The organism is Micromonospora sp. NPDC048868, assembly GCF_043198195.1.
Lineage (GTDB): Bacteria > Actinomycetota > Actinomycetes > Mycobacteriales > Micromonosporaceae > Micromonospora > Micromonospora reichwaldensis.
In genome coordinates, this window is the sequence record NZ_JBICUN010000018.1 from 97946 (window position 1) to 114180 (window position 16235).

15 protein-coding genes and 1 pseudogene are annotated in these 16235 nt (G+C 74.8%); 7 read left to right on the forward strand and 9 right to left on the reverse strand.

Annotated elements, in window-relative coordinates; translation table 11 throughout:
• Positions 1-77: 77 nt before the first annotated feature.
• Entirely contained in the window at positions 78-965 is an 888-nt protein-coding gene (locus ACGFNF_RS24385; protein WP_357579435.1) for a phosphatase PAP2 family protein, read from the forward strand.
• 4 nt (positions 966-969) lie between these two features.
• Here ACGFNF_RS24385 and ACGFNF_RS24390 read toward each other — a convergent pair whose 3' ends face one another.
• Entirely contained in the window at positions 970-1422 is a 453-nt protein-coding gene (locus tag ACGFNF_RS24390; protein ID WP_357579419.1) for a YbhB/YbcL family Raf kinase inhibitor-like protein, read from the reverse strand.
• Positions 1423-1524: 102 nt separating this feature from the next.
• On the opposite strand from ACGFNF_RS24390, the gene ACGFNF_RS24395 reads away from it, so the two are divergent.
• Entirely contained in the window at positions 1525-2190 is a 666-nt protein-coding gene (locus ACGFNF_RS24395; RefSeq protein ID WP_393170893.1) for a maleylpyruvate isomerase N-terminal domain-containing protein, read from the forward strand.
• Positions 2191-2235: 45 nt separating this feature from the next.
• Here the strand turns inward: ACGFNF_RS24395 and ACGFNF_RS24400 are convergent, their stop codons facing one another.
• Together ACGFNF_RS24400 and ACGFNF_RS24405 are read right to left on the reverse strand one after the other, a co-directional pair.
• Complete coding sequence (locus ACGFNF_RS24400) at positions 2236-3120, reverse strand: DUF1028 domain-containing protein (RefSeq protein ID WP_393170895.1); 885 nt, start codon at positions 3118-3120, stop codon at positions 2236-2238.
• 50 nt (positions 3121-3170) lie between these two features.
• Positions 3171-4385 (reverse strand): low temperature requirement protein A, encoded by a 1215-nt coding sequence (locus tag ACGFNF_RS24405; protein ID WP_393170897.1) that lies wholly within the window; start codon positions 4383-4385, stop codon positions 3171-3173.
• Between the two features lie 146 nt (positions 4386-4531).
• Here ACGFNF_RS24405 and ACGFNF_RS24410 point away from each other — a divergent pair, with 146 nt between their 5' ends.
• The 3 genes from ACGFNF_RS24410 (at position 4532) to ACGFNF_RS24420 (ending at position 7147) form a co-directional block, all read left to right on the forward strand.
• Complete coding sequence (locus ACGFNF_RS24410; protein WP_393170962.1) at positions 4532-5506, forward strand: LLM class F420-dependent oxidoreductase; 975 nt, start codon at positions 4532-4534, stop codon at positions 5504-5506.
• The gene (locus ACGFNF_RS24415) at positions 5503-6294 is read left to right on the forward strand and encodes an SDR family oxidoreductase (protein ID WP_393170900.1); all 792 of its coding nucleotides are present in this window, start codon (positions 5503-5505) and stop codon (positions 6292-6294) included. The genes ACGFNF_RS24410 and ACGFNF_RS24415 overlap by 4 nt, the downstream gene beginning before the upstream one ends.
• A gap of 151 nt (positions 6295-6445) precedes the next feature.
• On the forward strand, positions 6446-7147 hold the full coding sequence (locus tag ACGFNF_RS24420; protein ID WP_393170902.1) for a response regulator: 702 nt from the start codon (positions 6446-6448) through the stop codon (positions 7145-7147).
• 19 nt (positions 7148-7166) lie between these two features.
• Here the strand turns inward: ACGFNF_RS24420 and ACGFNF_RS24425 are convergent, their stop codons facing one another.
• Entirely contained in the window at positions 7167-8414 is a 1248-nt protein-coding gene (locus ACGFNF_RS24425) for a sensor histidine kinase (protein WP_393170905.1), read from the reverse strand.
• A gap of 204 nt (positions 8415-8618) precedes the next feature.
• Between ACGFNF_RS24425 and ACGFNF_RS24430 the strand changes: the two genes are divergently transcribed.
• A complete protein-coding gene (locus ACGFNF_RS24430) occupies positions 8619-9047 on the forward strand; it encodes a hypothetical protein (protein ID WP_393170907.1) in 429 nt (142 codons plus the stop codon).
• Positions 9048-9331: 284 nt separating this feature from the next.
• Positions 9332-9619 (forward strand): annotated as a pseudogene (locus tag ACGFNF_RS24435) (dehydrogenase); the annotation flags it as partial.
• Between the two features lie 56 nt (positions 9620-9675).
• Here the strand turns inward: ACGFNF_RS24435 and ACGFNF_RS24440 are convergent.
• The 5 genes from ACGFNF_RS24440 to ACGFNF_RS24460 all read right to left on the reverse strand — a co-directional run bounded on the left by ACGFNF_RS24440 (position 9676) and on the right by ACGFNF_RS24460 (position 16233).
• Positions 9676-10356: a hypothetical protein gene (locus ACGFNF_RS24440; RefSeq protein ID WP_393170909.1), complete on the reverse strand. Its 681-nt coding sequence runs from the start codon at positions 10354-10356 to the stop codon at positions 9676-9678.
• Between the two features lie 38 nt (positions 10357-10394).
• Entirely contained in the window at positions 10395-11462 is a 1068-nt protein-coding gene (locus ACGFNF_RS24445) for a DUF2855 family protein (RefSeq protein WP_393170911.1), read from the reverse strand.
• Positions 11463-11593: 131 nt separating this feature from the next.
• On the reverse strand, positions 11594-14095 hold the full coding sequence (locus ACGFNF_RS24450; RefSeq protein ID WP_393170913.1) for a transglutaminaseTgpA domain-containing protein: 2502 nt from the start codon (positions 14093-14095) through the stop codon (positions 11594-11596).
• Complete coding sequence (locus tag ACGFNF_RS24455; RefSeq protein ID WP_393170915.1) at positions 14071-15225, reverse strand: DUF58 domain-containing protein; 1155 nt, start codon at positions 15223-15225, stop codon at positions 14071-14073. The genes ACGFNF_RS24450 and ACGFNF_RS24455 overlap by 25 nt, the downstream gene beginning before the upstream one ends.
• 12 nt (positions 15226-15237) lie before the next feature.
• Positions 15238-16233, reverse strand: coding sequence for an AAA family ATPase (locus ACGFNF_RS24460; RefSeq protein WP_393170917.1), 996 nt, complete (start codon positions 16231-16233; stop codon positions 15238-15240).
• Between the last annotated feature and the right edge of the window lie 2 nt (positions 16234-16235).

Here is a 16235-nt window from a genome sequence, read left to right on the forward strand (position 1 = left end):
TCCTCACGTCCGCCACCAACCTAGCTGTAGCCATGCGACAGGCCACCCGCCGACCGGGCTGCGCCTGCCGCTACGGTGTGCGGGTGCGAACGACGCCGAGGGGTTGGACCGCGGTCTGGTTGGTCGTCCTGGCGCTCGTCCAGGCGGCGGCCTTCATCGCTGTGTGGCGGGTCGCCGTGCACGTCGAGATAGGCCAGTGGGTGGACACCGTCGCCCTGACCGGCAACCGGATCGGGCAGGACCACATCGAGGAGCCGGTGAACCGGATCCTCAACGCCATGTCGGTCGTCTCGCTGCTGGCGGCGACCGCGGTGATCGGCTTCATCGCCCTGATCCGGGGCCGGATCGCCCTGGCCGTCACGGCCACCCTCCTGATCGCCGGCGCCAACGCCACCACCCAGTTGCTCAAGTACGGCCTGGCCCGGCCCGACTTCGGCATCGACCCCGAACGGATCTACGCCGGCAACAGCCTGCCCAGCGGGCACGCCACGGTCGCCGCCTCGGTCGCGGTCGCGCTGATGCTCGTGCTGCCGCGCAAGGTGCGGGTGTTCGGCGCCTTCCTCGGCGCCGGCTATGCCGCGATCGCCGGGGTGGCCACCCTCTCCGCCGGCTGGCACCGGCCCAGCGACGCGGTGGCCGCGTTCCTGATCGTCGGGGTCTGGGCGGCGCTGGCCGGGCTGGTGCTGCTGATCACCCAGCGGGAGCAGGCGCAGGTGGAGTCGGCCGACGCCCACCGGGTCGCCGCGACGGTGCTCGGCGTCGGCGGCGTACTGGCGGTGGTGGCCTGCGGGTTCGCCCTCTCCTGGCTGGTCGACCTGCGCGCCACCCCGCCCAGCGAGCTGGCCCGCAGGCCGCTCCTCGTCGGCTACGCCGGCAGCGCCGCCGGGATCGTCGGCACGATGGGCCTGGTCATGGCGCTGGTGCTCGCCGCCGTGCACCGGCTGGTGCCCCGGGTCAAGGGCTGACCGCTCAGCGGGAGTACGTGCCGACCATCGTCCCGCTCGCGGCGTCCCGCTCGACGAGCAGGCGGTGCACCTCGTCCGCCCGTGGCGTCCCGGGCAACTCCAGCGGCCGGTCCAGCGCGTAGAGCCGGAAGAAGTACCGGTGGGGATCGTCGCCCTGAGGCGGGTGTGGGCCGCCCCACCCGGTGGTGCCGAAGTCGTTGGGCCACTCGCGACCGCCAAGGGGCACGCCGCCCTCCGGCGCCCCGGCGGCGCTCGGCGCGATCCCGGTGACCAGCCAGTGCAGGAACGGCGTCCTACCCGCGTCCGGGTCCTCGACGAGCAGGACCAGCTCGGCGGCGGACTCCGGCACCCGCTCCCACTCCAGCGGCGGCGAGACGTTGCCGCCCTCCTTCGAGAAGCGGCTCGGCAGCATGTCGTGGTCGTTGAACGCGGTGCTGCGCAGCATGATCCCGGCCATCCCTGGCGCTCCTCTCGTCGGCCCGGCCGCGCGTACCCGCCGGGCGGGCCCCGAAACGGCCGCGCCGGTGTGAGAGGGTCGGACGGGACGGGGGAGGGGATCGTGGAGAGCGTACGGGCGGCGTTCCGGGACGAGTGCGAGCGCCTCGGCGAGGTGCTGTGCGGCGTCGACGAGGCGGATCTCGACCGGCCGACCGACTGCCGGCCGTGGACCGTACGCGAACTGCTGGCCCACGTACGCACCGGCGCGGGCCGGCTGGTCGACATGCTCGCCGCGCCCGCCCCGCTCCGCGCCGAGGTCGACGCCCCCGCCTACTACGGCGCCGCCAAGTTCATCCCGTCCGTGGACGCCGCCCGCGTCGACAGCGGCCGGCGGGAGGCCCGGGAACTCGACGGTCCGGCCCTGGTGGCCGACTTCGACCGGGCCTGGCGGGCCGCCCTCGACGCCGTCGACGCCGCACCGCCAGGTCGGGTGGTACGCACCCGGCACGGCGACGCGATGGCGCTCGCCGAGTTCCTGCGTACCCGTGTGGTGGAGGTCGGCGTGCACGGCCTGGACCTGGCGGCGGCGCTGGAGCGGCGGCCGTGGCTGACGCCGACGGCGGCGGAGGTCGTCGCCGACCTGCTCACCGGCGGACGATCGGTCCCGCCCGGGCTGGGCTGGGACCGGCTCACGCTGATTCGCAAGGCGACCGGCCGGGCCGGTCTCACGGACCGCGAGCGGGCCCTCGTCGACGCCTTCGGCTTCCGCTGGCTCTCCTTCGGCTGACCCGGGCGGGACCCGACCTGGCGCCGGGCCCGGCCCGGGGGCGGGTCAGGCGTTGGCGCCGAGCGGGTCCGCCTCCGGGCGCGGGGCGGGCACGTGCGGGGCGGCCCTGCGCAGGTGGTCCAGCACGACCGGATCGATCCGGCCGGGCACCAGGCGCTCCTCCAGGTTCTCCAGGCCGGCCCAGGAGAAGAGCGCCTCCTCCGGCCGCGCGGGGTCGACCGGGTGACCGAGCGCGCCCAGCAGCGCGCCGACCTCGGCGGCGACCGCGCCCGTCAGGTCGAGCAGGGTGGCCGGGTCGGGCCGGCCGAAGAGCAGGGTGTGCACCGCGAGCAGCCGCCCCAGCTCGGTCACCGGATCGGGGTGGTCGTCGACCCGCAGGTCGACAAGCACGTCGCCGGTGCCGTCGTACCCGCCGCCGCGCTCGACCACCAGCAGCCCGGCGCTCTGCCGGCCGCGCCGGTCGCCGCCGGCCTGGTCCCCGGCGCGCAACGCGGCCAGCAGCCGGTCGGGGAACGGCAGCGCGGCCCCGCCCAGCCAGGCGTCCCGGACCGCGTCGATCACCTGCGGGCCAACCAGGATGTTGCCCTGCGCCGCCCAGCCGTCGCCGGCCTGGCCGCCGGCCCAGGGGTGGCAGCTCGGCCCGGTCCAGGTCGCGCCCACGCCGGTGGCGGCGACCACGCCGAGCTGGCGGTGGTCCCGGTCCGGGTCGGCGGCGACCAGCCCCGCCACCACGTCGGCCGCGGCCACCCCGGTGCGCAGCAGCGTCAGCCCCTGCGGGCGGTAGGCGAGGTTGACGTGCGCCTGGGTGGCGAGCGCGCCGATCTCGGCCTCGGCGGCCGGCACGAGCGCGCCGGCGGCCAGGAACCGGCTGGCCACGACGACGCCGTGGTGGCGGCCGTCGGCGGAGCGGGCGACGAGCGAGAAGGTCACGCATGGAGACTATCCCGCGGCACCGGGTATCGATCGCCGTACGCCGATGGCTAGAGCGGTGGGGCCGCCGGCTCCGGCGGGCGACCCCTGGCCCGACGGGCGTCGGCGAGCGCGACCCCGGTCAACACGACGACGACCAGGGCCGCCGACACCAGCAGCGGTTGGTGCGTCAGGACGGGCACGGCGGCCAGCAGCACGAGTGTTGCGATCCACCGGGACCGGGACACTCGGCCGAACACCTCGTACTCGAAGCGGGCCCGGCCGAGCAGGAACAGCGCCGGCCCGCCGATGATCATCGCGATCCAGGACGCCTCGGGTTGGCCGAGCGGATGCTCGACCGCCAGTTCGTAGCCGATCGCGACGGCGGTCAGGCCGACCACCATGACCAGGTGGGTGTCGGCCGCCGACCGACCGAGGTCGGCCGGGTGCCGGGCCTTGCTGACCGCCTCGCCGAGGATCTGCCCGGCTCGTTGGACGTAGATCCGCCAGAGGACGATGGAGGTGGCCAACGCCAGCGCGAAGGCGGTGGTCCGGGCGAGATCGTGGGTGCCCGCGTCGAAGGCGAACCCGGCCACCAGGATCGTCTCGCCCAGCGCGATGAGGAAGAACTGCTGGTACCGCTCGGCCAGGTGCTCGCCGGCGATCTCCCACTTCGACGTCCTGGACCGGCCCAGCCCGGGCACCGGGAAACCGAGCCGCGCGGCCACGTACTCGACCGCGATGGCCGCCGTCCAGCACACGACCCGCGGGGTGCTCGGCAGAAACGCGCCGGCGATCCACAGCACGCCGCTGGCGCTGAAGACGATCGTCATCCGCAGCTTCAGCCGCCGTGACCCGTGGTGGCGTAGCGCCACGAACAGGATCGCCGGCCGGGAGACCTGCGCCACCACGTACGCCACCGCGAAGGCCAGGCCGGTGGCGCGGAACGCCTGGGAGATCGCCACTCCCATGACCATGCTGCACACCAGAGCGATGATCACCACCAGTTGCAGCCAGAGGTGGTACGGGTCGTACCGGCTGGTGGTCCACGCCGTGCCCTGCCAGACCGCCCAGAGCGCGAAGAGCAGCAGCAGGGTCTTGCCGCCGCCGGTGAGCGGTGCCCAGCCGGTGCTGCCCCCCGGCTCCAGGGCGAGATCCTCGAACGCGCGGGCGGAGATGCGGGTGAGCGCGAAGACGAAGACCAGGTCGAAGAAGAGCTCCAGGAAGGTCGCCCTGCCCGTGTCCTTCGTGTGGAGCGTGAGGTGTCGCCTGCCGCTGGCGGCCATCGGTCAGCGGCCTCCACTCGCTGCGGGGCCCATCAGGCAGTCGTACCACCCGGGGGTGCCGGGCTCGCGGTATCCGGGAAAGTCACAGGATCTTGCTCCGCGGCCCGGCGAGCGGGCACCATCGACCGATGACGACGCGATGGGGCATGACCGTGCCGCTGGACGGCATCCCGCTCGCCGAGCACGCCGCGATCTACGCGGCCCTCGACCGGGCCGGCTTCACCGACGTGTGGTCCTCGGAGGTCAACGGGGCGGACGCGTTCACCCCGCTGGCGCTCGCCGCCGCCTGGCAGCCCCGGCTGCGCCTGGGCACCGCGATCACGCCGGTCTTCACCCGGGGCCCGGGGCTGCTGGCGATGAGCGCGGCGGCGCTGGCCGACGCCGCCCCGGGCCGGTTCGCGCTCGGCATCGGCGCGTCCTCGCCGGTCGTCGTGGGCAACTGGAACGCCGTGCCGTTCGAGGAGCCGTTCCGGCGCACCCGCGACGTGCTGCGGTTCCTGCGCGCGGCGCTGGCCGGGGAGACCGTCGACGAGGAGTACGACACCTTCGCCGTGCGCCGCTTCACCCTGGACCGCAAGCCGGTCGTGCCGCCGCCGGTGCTGCTCGCCGCGCTGCGCCCGGGGATGCTGCGGCTGGCCGGCGCCGAGGCCGACGGCGTCATCCTCAACTGGCTCGCCGCCACCGACGTGCCCCGGGCCCTCGCCGAGGTCGGCCAGCGGCGTCCCGGCTTCGAGGTGGTCGCGCGGATCTTCGTCTGCCCCACCGAGGACGCCGCGCACGCCCGCGCCCTGGGCCGCCGGCTCATCACCAGCTACCTCACCGTCCCCGCGTACGCCGAGTTCCACCGCTGGCTCGGCCGGGAGGAGGTGCTCGGGCCGATGTGGCGGTCCTGGGCCGCCGGGGACCGGCGCGGCGCGGGCGCGGCGGTGCCAGACGACGTGGTCGACGCGTTGGTGCTGCACGGCTCGCCGGAGCACTGCCGCGAGCAGGTCCGCCGCTACGCCGACGCCGGCGTGGACGTGCCGGTGCTGGCCCTGCTGCCCACCCCCGAACTCGCCGCCGGTGGCGCGGCGGCGCTGGGCGACCTGATCACGCGCCTGGGCGGGGGTGGGTCGCGGTGAACCTCACCGACCGGGTGGTGATCATCACCGGTGGGGCCGGCGGCATCGGCGCCGCCCTGGCCCGCCGCTTCGCCGCCGAGGGCGCCGCCGCCGTCGTGGTGGCCGACCTCGACGCCGACGCGGCCCGCGCGGTGGCCGACGGCCTCGGCCCGGTCGCCCAGGCCGTCCGGCTGGACGTGACCGACGAGGAGCAGGTCCGCGCGCTGGTCGCCGACACCGAGCAGCGGTACGGGCGCATCGACCTGTTCTGCGCCAACGCGGGCGTCACCTCCGGCGGCGGGATGGAGGTCGACGACGCCGGCTGGGACCGCGCCTGGCGGGTCAACGTGCTCTCCCACGTCTACGCGGCCCGCGCGGTGCTGCCGGCGATGCTCGCCCGGGGCGGCGGCTACCTGCTGCACACCTGCTCGGCGGCGGGCGTGCTGACCTCGGTCGGCGACGCCCCGTACGCCACCACCAAGCACGCCGCCGTCGGCTTCGCCGAGTGGCTCTCCGTCACCTACCGCGACCAGGGCGTCCGGATCAGCGCGCTGTGCCCGCAGGGCGTGGACACGCCCATGCTCGCCGACGGGCTGGCCGCCGGTCACCTGGGCGCGCGGGTCGTGGCCGCCTCCGGCGCGGTGCTCACCGCCGACCAGGTCGCCGACGCGGCGGTCGCCGGCATCGCCGAGGAGCGCTTCCTGATCCTCCCGCACCCCGAGGTCGCCGACTACGCCCGCCGCAAGGCGGAGGACCCGGACGGCTGGCAGTCCGGCCTGCGCAAGCTCGTCCGCCGGCTGAGGGCGTAGCCGCTGTCGTAGGGCAGGGTCGACCGGCGACAGCGGAGGTCCGACCGGGCCGGTTCCCGGCGGCGCATGGCCGAAGCTCGTACCGTGCCCGCTCGGGGCTCGGGCCGAACCTGCCCGCTGCTGGCGTCGAACCGTAAGGACCAGGAGGCTCATGTCCCGCAGCAGTAAATCGGTGGGGGTTCTCGTCGTCGACGACCAGGTGCTGATCCGCGCCGGTCTGGCCGCCCTGCTCCGGGCCGCCCCGGGGATGCGGGTGGTGGGCGAGGCCGCCGACGGCGCCGAGGCGGTGACCGTGGCCGCCGCCACCCGGCCCCACGTGGTCCTGATGGACCTCCGGATGCCGGGCGTCGGCGGGATCGCGGCCACCCGTGAGATCATCGCCGCGGCCGGGGACGACCCGCCCCGCGTCCTCGTGCTGACCACGTTCGACACCGACGATTACGTCTACGACGCGCTGCGGGCCGGGGCCAGCGGTTTCCTGCTCAAGGACACGCCCCCGGAGCGGCTGCTGGCCGCCGTCGCCACCGTGGCGCGCGGGGACATGCTCTTCACACCCCGCGTGGTCCATCGGCTCGTCGAGTCACTTGCCGCCTCCGCCGCGCCGCGGCCCGGTGCGCTGCCGGCGCTCGACGTCCTCACCGGACGGGAGCGGGAGGTGCTGCGGCTGGTCGGCACGGGCCTCGACAACTCGGAGATCGCCGGGCGCCTGGTGATCGCGGAGGCGACCGTCAAGACCCATCTGAACCGGACCATGGCCAAGCTCGACCTGGCCAGCCGGGCGCAGGCGGTGGTCCTGGCGTACGAGTCCGGTCTGGTCCGGCCAGGTGAGAGGGGGTTCAGCAATCCGCAATAGATGCACGGACACGGGCAGGCTAGGCGGGCCGGGCCGGAGGCGACGGCCGCCGACCGGTGACCCCCGGCTCGTGCCTGTCGGGTGGGACGACTCCGACGGGCAAACTGAGGATGACGGTGAAGCCGCCGCCCGGGGCGGTGCCGGCGTGCAGGCTTCCGCCGTACAGTCGTGCCCGCTCGCGCATGCCGGCGAGACCGTGGCCGTGCGCCGGCCCGTCAGGAGCGCCGGGGCCGTCGTCGGCGACCCGGATGGTCAGCCGCTCCGGCTGGCCGTAGTCGAGCGTGACGTTCGCCCGGGCCCCGCGCGCGTGCTTCAGGACGTTCGTCAACGACTCCTGCGCCACCCGGTACGCGCAGAGGTCCGTCCCCGGTGGCAGTGGGCGGGGCGAGCCCACGACCACCACCGCGACCTGGACGCCGGCGGCCCTGATCCGCTCGACGAGTTCGTCGAGCCGACCCAGCCCCGGTGCGGGGTCGCGGCCGTCGCCCTCGCTTCGCGGATCGGTGTCGGACACCCGGAGCAGGGCGAGCATCCGGCGCATCTCCTCCAGCGCTTCGTGGCTGCTGCCGGCGATGGTGTCCAGCGCCGCGCCCACCGTCGCCGGATCGGTGGCGAGGACGTACCGGGCCAGGCCGGCCTGCACCGAGATCACCGACATGTGGTGGGCGACCACGTCGTGCAGCTCGCGGGCGATACGTATCCGTTCCGCCATGACCGCGCTGCGGGCCCGGGCCTCCCGCTCCCGGCGCAGTTCCTCGGCCAGGGCGAGCAGTCGCCGGTTGCGGTCGGCCAGCCGTCGGGCCCCGGCCCCGAACAGCCAGGCCACCAGAGTCGCCACCAGCGCCTGGGCGAGCGCCGTCCACGGAGTGTAGACCTCGACCACCATGCCGCTGTAGAAGACCACCCCGGCCGTGGCCGCGGCCCCCGGCAGGGCGGTGCGGGTGGGACGCGTCGCGGCCACGGTGTACATCGCGAGCAGCGGCCCGAACAGGTTCAGGCTGGGCACGTAGCCGAGGGCGAGGAACCACGCCACCACGGTGCAGCAGGTCAGCAGGACGGTCACCGGGGCACGGCGGCGTGCCGCGAGCGGGATGTTGGCCAGGCAGGTCAGGACCAGGGCCGTGCCGTCGAACTCGCGGAAGCCGGGCAGTTGGTAGTCGCGCCCCATCCAGGCCGTGACCGCCACGATGCAGGTGGCGACCGCCGCGTCGACGACCGTCGCGGGCACGTCGTGCAGTTGTTGCCGGAGCCGCTCACGGTGTGACACCGGAGGATCCTAAGTGGTCGGTGCGAGGTCGAGCGGTGGCGATGAGGCCCGGTGTCCTGCGGGTGGTGCCGTACAACCGCTGCGGTAGGCAGCCGATCCGGATACCGCAGCGGTCGCGGTAGGGAATCAATCAGCGGGACGATGTGGACGGACGCCGCGCAAATTAACGTCTCCGGTACAAGCCACCGCTAAAGGGAGTGCGAATTGAAGAAGCGTCGTTTCGCCGTCGCCGGCCTCTTGGGAGTTTTCGCTCTGTTCGGTACGGTCGTGGTTTTCCCGGCCCCGGCCCAGGCGGCCACCGAATGGTCGATGAGCAACACGAGCGCGGATGTCTCCGGCGCCTGGGTGCACGGTAGTTGGTGGTGGGGCGACAACGGCCGGCTGTACGTCAAGGTGCAGGTCAAGGACACCGTAGCGAACGACCGCAACGCAAAGGCGCGGCTCATGGCCTACTACCGGGACGGCGGAACGCGCTACGAGGAACTCGCCAACGACAACGGCACGAACTCGACGGTCACCAGGACCTACAACTTTGCCTCGAATGTCACGCGGGTCGAGATCAACGAGTGCACCGACAATTCCCTGAGCGCCAACATCTGCGGAAGGTACAGCACGATCTTCTATCGATCCTGAACGACCGGCGCAGGCGACGACACCCGCACGGATCCGGCGAGGCGACAGGTGGCGGGCCCGGCCACTGTCGCCGAGCCGTGGTGCGCCTGACTGCGCGGGCCAAGCCCCGGACCCGGCCGCAGCCGGGACCGGGGCGACGTCGTGGAACGCCGCTCACAACTGGACGATCTGACCCACGCGTGGCGGGCGTCCAGCCGGCGAGCGTCTCCGACCAGCACCGGGGCGAAGAACACCTCCCCAGCGGCGTCGGCGTTCGGAGTCTGGGTGGTGAGCCCGACCGCGATTACCGCGACCAGGGCGTCCGGATCAGCGCGCTGTGCCCGCAGGGCGTGGACACGCCCATGCTCGCCGACGGGCTGGCCGCCGGTCACCTGGGCGCGCGGGTCGTGGCCGCCTCCGGCGCGGTGCTCACCGCCGACCAGGTCGCCGACGCGGCGGTCGCCGGCATCGCCGAGGAGCGCTTCCTGATTCTCCCGCACTCCGAGGTCGCCGACTACGCCCGCCGCAGGGCGGAGGACCCGGACGGCTGGCAGTCCGGCCTGCGCAAGCTCGTCCGCCGCCTGCGGGGCTGACCCGCAGGCCCTGTCGACGTCCGGCGCCGGGTGTCAGCGACCGACCGACGCCCCGTTCAGACGGCGCGGTGTTGTTTGATCGTCGCCGCCAACGTGTCCGCGAGAAGGTCCAGCGCGCCACTGATGACCGTCAGGTAGTCGGCCGCCAACTCCCGGTGGTACGGGGACAGCCCGTCCGAGCCCGCGGTCGTGATCAGGTAGCTGGCGAGGCTGTTGGCCCGGTCGGCGCCGTCCAGGGCGCGCATCAGCGCCCCCCACTGCGCCATCTGCATGCGCTCGCTCATCTGGCTGGCACTTGCCCGGGTCAATGGCCCGAACGCCTGCTCCAGGCGATCGAGGGCCGCAGCCAACGACTGTCGCGCCTGCCGGAGCACCCCGATGTCGATCGCAGCACGGGCATCCGCCAGGTTTCCTGCCGGCCACCGCCAGGCAGGTATCCCGTCCAAAGCATGCTGTGCGGCGTCAGCGACGCGCGTATGGCCGGCGTCCTCGTCGTGCGAGTCGCCGGGGCCCGAGGAGGCAGGCACTTCACGTGCCGGGTCCTGGGCCGCCGACAGGGCTTCGCGAGCGGCCCCGACTGATTGAACGAACTCGATGCTCGCGCCGAAGGCGTCGACCTTGTTCATCCGGTCGAACAGGTGATGGACGCGGGAACGGAACAACACCATGAGGATCACCACCGTGGCTGGCCAGACCAGCACGCGAACGTACGCGAGAACCAACTCCGCGATGCGCATCTCACCATGCTCACCGAGGGGTGCAAGCCCCGCGCCGCTCACAGTCGGACGATCTGACCCATGCGCGGCGGTGTCCGGCCGGCGAGCACCTCCAGCCAGGCGCGCTCCAGGGCGTCGGGACCGGTGTCGACCCGGACGTCGAGCCATCCGCCCACGACCGCCGTGAACCGTCGCCAGGCGTCGGCGAAGCGCTGGTCGAGCCCGTCGCGCCCCCAGTCCTGGCGGCGCTTGCGCATCTGCACCGGGGCGAAGAACACCTCGTCGGCGGCGTCGGCGTTCGGGATCTGGGTGGTGAGCCCGACCGCGACGTCCCGTACGAGCCGGTCGCCGAGGTGCCGCCGCAGGGCCGCGCGGATGGCGGGCGCCCCCGACAGGTCGAGATAGACGGTCGGTACGGCGTCGAGAACGGCGATGTCGTCGTAGGTGAGGACGTCGTCGTAGCAGCCGAGGGACCGGGTGAACGCGAGGTTGCCGGGGGAGGTGAGACCGACCAGACGCGGGCCGCGCCCGTGCAGCTCGAACGCGGCGGCGTACGCGGTCTTGCTGGACGCCGACGACAGCACCAGGGTCGCCGCCCCGTGGAAGTCGTTGTCGACGACCTGGTCGGCCAGCATGAAGGAGGTGAAGAACAGCGGCCGGAAGAGGACCAGCAGGTCCTCCTGGTCTTCCCGGTACGCCGGGTCGCCGGTGGTCGACCGGTACACGTTGTACGGCGAGGGCAGGTCGGCCCGGTGTCCGCTCGCGTCGCGGAATCCGGACGCGTCCACCCGGTCCGGCCGCAGCAGGAGGTGACCCGCCGGCGGGAGGTAGCCGTAGACCCGCTGCCCGGCGGTGACCCCGTCGACCGTCGACGCGACCACCTCGGCGAAGCCCCACAGTGGCGGGAGTCCCCACTGCGGGCCGAGCCCGCGGGGGCCGGGCGGGAAGAACTCCCAGTACCGCATCGCGTCGCCGAGCACCGCGTACGTCACGTTGTTGGCGGTGAGGCCGACGCGGTCCACCCGCAGCAGCGCTTCGCCGTCGGCCAGTGCGGGCGTCGTGCCCTCGGTGATCGTGGTCCGGCCCAGGTCGTCACGGGCCACGGCGAACGTCCAGGAATCAGGCATGAGCTGACGCTAGGCAGGCGCGGAACCCGAGACAAGTGCACTGTGAGTGCAAAATCCCACTGGCCGTCCGGTTGACGGGCGAGCGCGTCGGGACCGCTGGTGGCGTCGCGGGCGACCAGCCCGTCGAAGGCTCAGCGGGGCCAGCGCAGCGGACCGGGGCGGACGGCCCACAGGACGCGGCGCCACCAGGGGCGGGCGGCGCGCAACCGCGCGACGTAGTCGCCGGCCGTCGTGACGGCCACGGCGGCCTGCTCGGCGGTGGCCGTTCCCGGCGCGAAGGCCACCTGGTTGAGCAGGCCGGCCAGGCCCACCAACCGCGCGTCGAGATCCGCCTCGCCCGCCTCGCTGTCCGGCCGGCCGGGGCCTGCCGGGTCAGGGCCGGCGGGGTCGGCCGGGGTGCCGGTTTCGGTCCTGGCGTCAGCGACGGGGAGCACGGCGCGGGCGTGGGCGGCGACCTCGGAGGCGGAGAGGTCCCCGCCCACCGGGTGCCCGGCCAACCGCAGCGCGTCGGTCACCTCCCGCCAGGCGCCGGCGATCCGCTGACCGGGGTCGCCCCGTTCCAGCCGCGCCCGGGTCAGCGCCCGGCGCATCGTCAGCAGGGCGAGCAGCGCCGCCGCGACCAGCAGCAGCATGCCGCCCGTCCCGCCGCCGACCAGCAGCGCCGTCGACGGTCCACCGGAGCCGGCCGGCCCGCCCGGCGCGACCACCGGCTCCGGCGACACGGTCGGCTCGACCGTGGGCTCCGGCACCTCCGACGGGGGCGGCTCCTCCGGCGTGGGGCGGAAGTCCTCCTCCACCGGGCGCGGTTCCTCGTCGGGCCTGGGCAGCGGGTCGAACGGCACCCAGCCCAGCCCCTCGAAGAGCACCTCCGGCCAGGCGTACGCGTCGCCGGCCCGGACCGGACCGTCGCCGGCGGCACGGAAGCCCACCACCACCCGGGTCGGCAGCCCCGTCAGCCGGCCCAGCACGGCGAACGCCGCCGCGAACTGCTCGGAGGTGCCCCGCTGCCCGCCGGCGTTGCGGGGTCCGAAGAGGAAGAAGTTCAGGTTCGGGTACGCGTGCCCGCTGGGCGCGTCCGCGACGAGGCGGTAGTGCTCGGCGAGGAACTGCTCCACGGCGGCGGCCCGCGCGTACGGGGCGCCGTTGGACTCGGCGAGCTGGGCGGCGAGCCGGCGCAACGGTTCCGGCACCCCGTCGGCGACCCGCAGCACCCGGGCCACCTCCTCGCCGGCCGGCACGTCCGCCGTGGCGAGCAGGTTGAAGTCGGGCGTCTCCAGCGCCGACGTCACGCCGTAGCGCAGCCCCGGGGTCAGGCCCTCCGGGCGGATCAGCGTCCCGGTCGTCGGGTCGTACGCCACCCGGGCGCCGGTGACCTGGCGCGGGGTGGCGACGGCGGGCAGCAGCCGGCCGCTCAGCCCGGCGACGGTGATCTCCTGCCGTACCGTCTCCACGGTGCTGTCGGCCGCCGGCGCCGTCACGGGCAGGATCCGCCCCGCGTTGCGATACGTGGCGCCGACCCGCCAGGTCACCCCGTCGTAGTCGCTGAGCACCGCCAGCCGGATCGGCACCGGGCGTGCGGCGGCACCCGGCCCGGGGGTGGGCCCCGGCTCCTCGGCCGGCACGGAACCCGGCGGGCCCGACCGTTGCGTACGCACGTCGAGCAGCTGCTGGCCCGGGTTCAGCGCCCAACCGGAGATCCGGATGAGCGGGTTCTCGTCGAGGGTCTCCACCTGCGGCGGCTCGACGTACCGCCGGGGGTCCACCGGCCGGCCGTCGACCTGGCCGGCGAGCAGCGGACCGAGCAGCGCGACGAGGCCGACCACCACCGCGAGGCCGGCGGCGGAGGCGGCGGCGAGCCGGGCCCGAACGGCCGCGCGGACCGCCGGTGCCAGCCCGGCGGCCGCGTCGGCGCCGGCCGCCCCGCGCGGCGGCACCGCCAGGCCGAGCACCGCCACGGCTACGAGGGCCAGCGTCGGCCCGATCGCGGGATCGGCGTTCGGGCCGACCACGTAGAGCGCGGCGGCGTAGAGCAGCACCGGCGGCAGGTAGCCGAGCAGCACCCGACCCGCCCGCATCGCCACCTCCGCCCCGGCGAGACCGGCCAGCCACGCGGCGACCAGCGGCACCAGCACCGTGTCCGGGGTCGGCTCCACCGGGATCATCGCCGTCAGCAGCCGGGGGATGCCGTTCGCGGCGGCGTCCGCGGTCACCTCGGCCAGGCCCCCGGGCAGCTCGGCGCGGGTCGCGGTGAGCCGCAGCGACCAGGCCGTCCAGCCGGCCATCGCGAGCACCGACACGGGTGCGACCAGCCACGAGGGCAGCCGGCGGGCGGCCACGCTGACCAGCACCGAGCCGATCGCCGCCCCGAGCACCAGCCAGGTCAGCAGCGGGCCGGCGTAGACCCGGCCGAGCACCGCGCCGGCCAGGCCGATCATCGCGATCAGCGCCAGCGGCACCGGGACCGCCCGCAGCGCCCGCGTCACCCGGGCGACCCCACCGCCACCGGCCGGCCCGGCGGCGTCGTCAGCTCCGCCGCCGCCCCCGGACGGCCCGGCGGCGTCGGTCGCGGCGCCGCCGGTGCTCCGCCCCGCCTGACCGTCGGCCACCGTCACCACCTGCGCACCCCGTCCCACTCGGCGGCGAACGCCGCCCCGTCCGCGGCGTCGATCACCACCAGGCCGGCCGCGCCCGACGGCGCCGGCTCCGTCGCCCCGAAGACCCCCACCACCACCGACGGGTACGCAGCCCGCAGCCCGCCCACCGTCCCCAGGTCGTCCCGGCCGCCCGGCCCGGTGAGGAAGACCAGCGTGTCGCCGAGCCGTTCCCGCCGCAGCCGACCGGTGGCGGGCTGAAGGTCGCCCCCGTCGGCGAGTTCCGCCGCCGCGAGCCGGTCCAGCGGCCCCTGCGCCGCCGCGTCACCGCCCGCCGGCTCCGGCGCGACCAGCAGCAGCACCACCGGCAGATCCTCGCGGTATGCGGCGACCAGCACCGAGGCGGCGGCCTCACACGCCGACTCGAACGACTCGGCCACCCCGTCCGGGCGAGCCGGATGGGCGGCCGCCCGGTTGTCGAGCAGCACCACGATCCGGGGCAGGCTGGTGTCCACGTTCTCCCGCACCATCAGCTCGCCCACCCGGGCGCTGGTCCGCCAGTGCACCCGGCGCAGCTCGTCACCGACCACGTACTCGCGCAGCGAGTCGAAGGTGATCGAGCCGTGCGGCACCTTGTCCACCCGGCCGTCCAGGCTGCGCCCCGCCCCCGTGGGCACCGCGTTCAGCGGGTGCACGCGCGGGTGCACCCAGACCGGCACCGTGCCGCCGTACGGGCGGGCCAGCGCCACCAGGCCGAGAGGGTCGCGCCGGGTCACCCGCAGCGGCCCCACCGGCACCACGCCCCGGCGGGCGGTCGGCACCTCGTAGCGGACCGTGGTGTCCCGGCCCGGTCGCAGCCGCAGCAGCGGCACCGGGACCGACCGGTCCCCGCACCGGTCCTCGGCCACCAGGCTCGCCGCCCGCAGCCGCCCCGCGTTGCGCACCGTCAGGGTCATCGCGGCCGGCTCGCCCCGCGCCACCCGGTCCGGGTCGGCGCTGCGGGTCACCTCCAGGCGGGGCCGCCACGCCGCGCTCAGCACGGCGTACCCGACGGCGATGCCGGCCGCCGCCCCGAGCAGCGTCAGCTCCGGGTACGCGAAGCGGAAGCCGACGCCGAGCAGCACGACGGCGGCGACGAGCAGCCCGACACACCGGGCGGTGAGCGTGGACACCGGCGTCGCCGGTCAGCCCTGGACCGGGGCCGGCTGGCCCGAGGGGAGCGGCACCGGAACCGAGGCGACCGCCTGGCGCAGCACCTCGGCGGCGGTCACCCCGCGCACCTGCGCGTCGGGGGTGAGCAGCAGCCGGTGCGCGAAGACCGGCTCGGCCAGGGTCTTCAGGTCCTCCGGCATGATCCAGCCCCGCCCGTCGATAAGCGCGTACGCGCACGCCGCCCTGGTCAGCGCGATGACGCCCCGGGGGCTGACCCCGACCCGCACCTGCGGATGGGTGCGGGTCGCTGCGGCCAGCCGCACCGCGTACGCGTAGAGCGGCTCGGCGATGTGCACCCGGCGGGCCATGCGGACCATCTCCCCGACGGTGGCCGTGTCGGTGACCGCCGTCAGCGCCTCGGGGGAGCGGACCGTCGCCCCGCGCAGCACCTCCACCTCGACCGCCTCGTCGGGGTAGCCGACGGAGAGCTTCACCAGGAAGCGGTCGAGCTGTGCCTCGGGCAGCCGGTACGTGCCGTCCATCTCCACCGGGTTCTGGGTGGCCACCACCAGGAACGGCTGCGGCACCGGGTGCCGGACCCCGTCGACGGTGACGGTGCGCTCCTCCATCACCTCCAGCAGCGCCGACTGGGTCTTCGGCGAGGCCCGGTTGATCTCGTCGGCGATGACGATGTTGGCGAACACCGGGCCCGGGTGGAACTCGAAGCCCCGGGTGGCCTGGTTGAAGATCGTCACCCCGGACACGTCGGAGGGGAGCAGGTCGGGGGTGAACTGGATGCGCCGCCACTGTCCCTTCACGGTCGCCGCGACGGCCCGGGCCAGGGTGGTCTTGCCGACCCCGGGCACGTCCTCCAGCAGCACGTGCCCCTGGGCGAAGAGCGCGGTCAGCGCCAGCCGGACCACCTGGGGCTTGCCCAGCACCACCGCGTTGACGTTCTCGGCCAGCCGGGCGGCGAGGGCGGCGAAGCCCTGCACCTCCTGCTGGGTGAGCGGTTCTGGGGTGTTCACGC